Below are 5,132 nucleotides of genomic sequence, written 5' to 3'. Positions count from 1 at the left end.
TTCGCTGATCTCACGTCAGCTGGACTACTGGTCGGCCACGCTGGCCGGCCTGCCGGATCAGCTCGACCTGCCCAGCGATCGCCCGCGTCCGTCCACCGCGTCCTTCGCGGGCGCGAGCATCCGCTTCACCGTGGAACCGGAACTGCATTCGGCCCTCAACACGTTCGCGCGGGAACACGCGACCACCCTGTTCATGGTCGTGCACAGCGCGCTGGCGGTGCTGCTGTCGCGCCTGTCGGGATCGAACGACGTCGCGATCGGCACCCCGGTCGCGGGCCGTGGTGAAGCCGGTCTCGACGATCTGGTCGGCATGTTCGTCAACACGCTGGTCCTGCGCACCCCGGTCGATCCGGCCGAGTCGTTCAGCGACCTGCTCGGCCGGGTGCGCGAGGTGGACCTCGGGGCGTTCGGGCACGCGGACGTGCCGTTCGAGCGTCTGGTCGAGGTGCTCAACCCGGCCCGTTCGCAGGCCCGGCACCCGCTGTTCCAGGTGATGCTGGCGTTCCAGAATCTCGCCCAGACGTCGTTCGAGCTGCCCGGCCTGTCCGTGAGCGGTCTCGACTTCGACGCGCAGGTGTCGAAGTTCGATCTGCAGGTCACGCTCACCGAATCGATCGACGAGCAGGGTTCGCCGGCCGGCATGGCCGCCGAACTGACCTATGCGACCGATCTTTTCGACGAATCGACGGTCCGTTCCTTCGCCGAGCGTTTCGTGCGGCTGCTCGAGGCCGTGGTCTCGGAGCCGTCCACGCTGGTCGGTGACCTCCCGTTGTTGGGTGCTCAGGAGCGGGCGTTGGTGTTGGAGTCGTGGAACGACACGGCGCATGAGGTGGATTCGGCTGCGACGCTGGTCGATCTGTTCGAGGCGCAGGTGGTGCGGACGCCGGGTGCGGTGGCGGTGGTGTTCGACGGTGTGGCGCTGTCGTATGGGGAGTTCGCGTCGCGGGTGCGGCGGTTGGCGCGTTTCCTGGTGGCCGAGGGTGTGGGTCCGGAGTCGTTGGTGGCTGTGGGGATGCGCCGGTCGGTGGAGATGTTGGTCGCTGTGTATGCGGTGATCGAGGCCGGTGGTGCGTATGTGCCGGTGGATCCGGATCAGCCGGTGGAGCGGGTGGGTTACATCCTGGAGACGGCGGATCCGGTGGTGGTGTTGTCCACCTCGCGGGATGGTTTTGCGGTGCCGGGGGATCGGTCCGTGGTGTGGGTGGACGAGTTGGATGTGTCGGGTTTTTCCGATGCGCCGTTGTCCGATGCGGATCGGTGGGGTGTGGTGCGGCCGCAGGGGGCGGCCTATGTGATTTTCACGTCGGGGTCGACGGGGCGTCCGAAGGGTGTGGCGGTTTCGCATGCGGCGATCGTGAATCGGTTGCTGTGGATGCAGGCGCAGTACGGTCTGTCCGGCTCGGATGTGGTGTTGCAGAAGACGCCGTTCACGTTCGATGTGTCGGTGTGGGAGTTGTTCTGGCCGTTGCAGGTTGGTGCGCGGTTGGTGGTGGCGCGGCCGGACGGTCATCGGGATCCGGCGTATCTGGTGCGGGCGATCGTCGAGTACGGGGTGTCGGTGGTGCATTTCGTGCCGTCGATGTTGTCGGTGTTCGTGGCGGAGCCGTCGGTGGTCGAGGCGCGGTCGTTGCGGTTGGTGTTCGCCTCGGGTGAGGCGTTGCCGGGTTCGGTGGCGTTGCGGTTGCGTGAGTTGTTGCCGTCGGTGCGGGTGCACAATCTGTACGGTCCGACCGAGGCTGCGGTGGATGTGACCTTCCACGAGGTGTCGGATGCGGATCGGGTGTCGGTGCCGATCGGTGTGCCGGTGTGGAACACGCAGGTGTTCGTGTTGGACGGGCGGTTGGCGCCGGTGCCGGTGGGGGTGGCCGGTGAGTTGTATCTGGCCGGGGATCAGTTGGCGCGGGGGTATGTGGCGCGTGCGGATCTGACGGCGGATCGGTTCGTGGCCAACCCCTATGGAGCCTCCGGGGCGCGGATGTATCGCACGGGTGATCTGGTGCGGTGGTCGGTGTCGGGGGAGTTGGAGTACATCGGGCGGACCGATTTCCAGGTGAAGGTGCGCGGGTTGCGTATCGAGCTGGGGGAGATCGAGTCGGCGTTGCTGGATGTGGCTGCGGTGGCGCAGGCCGTGGTGGTGGTGCACGACGGTGATCTGGGTCAGCAGCTGGTGGGTTATGTGGTGCCGGAGTCGGGTGCGGTGGTCGACTCGGGTGCGGTGCGGGCCGAGTTGGGTTCGGTGTTGCCGGGGTACATGGTTCCGGATGCGTTGGTGGTGCTCGACGAGTTCCCGTTGAACGCGTCGGGGAAGTTGGATCGGAAGTTGTTGCCGGCGCCGGTGTTCGAGGCGCGGGAGTTCCGGGTGCCGTCGACTCCGGTGGAGGAGATCGTGGCGGGGGTGTTCGCCGATGTGCTCGGGGTGGAGCGGGTCGGTGCGGATGACGATTTCTTTGCGTTGGGTGGTAATTCGCTGATCGCGACCCAGGTCGTCGCGCGGATCGCCGCGGCACTCGACGTCCAGCTCGGCGTGCGCACGGTGTTCGAGTCTCCGACGGTTTCCGAACTGGCGCAGGCTATTTCGGAGTCGCGCGCCGGAGATCGCCGACGGCCGGCGCTCGTTCGCTACCCCCGTCCGGACGAGATTCCGCTCTCGCTGGCTCAGCAGCGGATGTGGTTCCTCAACCAGTTCGACCCGTCCGCCGCCACCTACAACCTGCCGTTCGTGCTGCGCATGGAGGGCAACGTGGACGTCGAGGCGCTCCGGGCGGCGCTGTACGACGTCGTGGAGCGGCACGAGTCGCTGCGCACCGTCTTCCCCGAATCGGGTGCCGGGGCGTACCAGCTGATCCTGCCGATCGGGGACGTCGACCTCGGTCTCGAGGAGGAGTTCGCCGGTCCCGACGAGCTTCCCGGAGTCCTCGCCGAGTTCGCATCGGCGGGATTCGATGTCTCCCAAGAGATTCCGGTTCGCTGCCGACTGTTCCGCATGGGTGCGAACGAAGTCGCGCTCGCCATGGTCATCCACCACATCGCGGCCGACGGCGTGTCCTTCGGTCCGCTCGCGCGCGACATGGCGGCGGCCTATGTCGCACGCACCGAATCGACCGAAGCGACCTGGGCGCCGCTGTCCGTGCAGTACGCCGACTACACCCTGTGGCAGCGCGACGTCCTCGGTGACGAGGCCGACCCGACCTCGCTCGCCGCGATGCAGATCGAATACTGGTCGAACCAGCTCGCCGGGATCCCCGAACAGCTCGACCTGCCCTCGGACCGGCGACGGCCGGCGGTGCAGTCCTTCGTGGGTCGCCGCGTCGGGTTCGACATCGACGCACGCACCTACCGCGCACTCGAGGAACTTGCTCGCGAACAGAATGTTTCGCTGTTCATGGTCATGCACTCGGCGCTGGCGGTCCTGCTCGCCCGGCTCTCCGCCACGGAGGACATCGCCGTGGGGACCCCGATCGCCGGTCGTGGCGAGGAAGCCCTCGACGACCTGATCGGCATGTTCGTCAACACCCTGGTGCTGCGGACCCGGATCGTCCCGAAGACGTCGTTCACGGAGCTGCTGCAGCAGGTGCGGGAGATCGACCTGGGGGCCTTCGCCAACGCGGATGTGCCGTTCGAGCGGCTCGTCGAGGTCCTCAAGCCGGCACGTTCGCAGTCCCGGCACCCGCTGGTCCAGGTCGTGCTGGCCTACCAGAACATGGGGAACACCAGTCTCGAACTGCCCGGTCTGACGATCGAGGCGAGCGAGGTCGACGTCGACGTCGCAAAGTTCGATCTGCAGCTGACCCTGTCCGAACGCACCGACAGCACCGGCGCGACCGTCGGTCTCGGGGCCGAATTCGTCTATGCCACAGATCTGTTCGACGTCTCGACGGTGCGTGGCTTCGCCGAGCGGTTCCAGCGCCTGCTCGGGGCCATCGTCGCCGATCCGAAGCGGTCCGTCGGCGATCTCGAGATCCTCGATGTGGGTGAGCGGCGCGCGCTCGTCTCCACGACCGGTGCCGGCGGTGCCGAACCGGCCACCCTGGCCCGGTTGCTGACCGACGCCGCTTCCCGGAACCCGGACGGCACGGCCCTCGTCTCGGGAGACCGGACGCTGACCTATCGCGAACTCGACGCGGTCTCTTCGCAATTCGCGCGCATGCTGATCGCCCGCGGAATCGGCCCCGAGTCCGTGGTGGCGATCGCGGTGCCGCGGTCGATCGATTCGGTGATCTCGTGGTGGGCGGTCGCCAAGTCCGGTGCCGCCTTCGTTCCGGTGGACCCGAACTACCCCGCCGACCGTATCGAGCACATGATCGTCGATTCGGGTGCCGAGCTGGGCCTGACGACGGAGCAGTACCGGTCGGTCCTGCCGGGTGGCGTCACCTGGCTCGCGGTCGACGACGCCGAATTCCTCGGCGACCGCGCGGTCGCCTCGCCGGCTCCGATCACCGACGCGGACAGGATCCGCCCGCTGCGCCTGGACAACCTCGCGTACCTGATCTACACCTCCGGTTCCACGGGCACCCCGAAGGGTGTCGCGGTCACCCACTCCGGCCTCGCCGGATTTGAGGCCGAACAGCGGGACCGGTACGGCATCGGGCCGTCCTCGCGCACACTGCATTTCGCCTCGCCCAGCTTCGACGCGTCGATTCTGGAGTTGCTGCTCGCGACCGCCGGTTCGGCGGCGATGGTGATCGTCCCGACCTCCGTCTTCGGTGGCAGCGACCTGGCGGACGTGCTGGTCCGCGGCCGGGTCACGCACGCGTTCGTCACCCCTGCGGCCCTGGGATCGGTGGATCCCACCGGTCTGCCGGACCTGCGCGTCGTCGTGGTCGGCGGCGAAGCGTGCTCGCCGGAACTCGTCGCCCGGTGGGTGCCGGGCCGGTCGATGTTCAACGCGTACGGGCCGACCGAGGCGACCGTCGCGTCCAACATCTCCGACGCGCTGGTCGCGGGCGAGCCGATCGTCATCGGCGGCCCGATCCGCGGCGTGACGACCTACGTGCTCGACTCGAGGCTCGGCCCGGTGCCGGAGGGCGTCGTCGGTGAGCTCTACATCTCGGGTGCGGGTGTGGCCCGCGGATACCACGCCCGCGCGGGCCTGACGGCCGAACGGTTCCTCGTGGATCCGTTCGCCGGAGACG

The 5,132-nt window shown here is 67.9% G+C and carries 1 protein-coding gene; it reads left to right on the top strand.

Features of this window, described 5'->3' with window-relative positions; all coding sequences use genetic code 11:
• A partial coding sequence (locus tag I0Q12_RS22120) for a non-ribosomal peptide synthetase (protein WP_231611211.1) occupies positions 1 to 5,132 on the top strand: 5,132 nt, incomplete at both ends.

The organism is Rhodococcus sp. CX, from assembly GCF_015865005.1.
Taxonomy (GTDB): Bacteria; Actinomycetota; Actinomycetes; order Mycobacteriales; family Mycobacteriaceae; genus Rhodococcus.
This window is presented reverse-complemented; position numbering and strand designations above follow the sequence as displayed.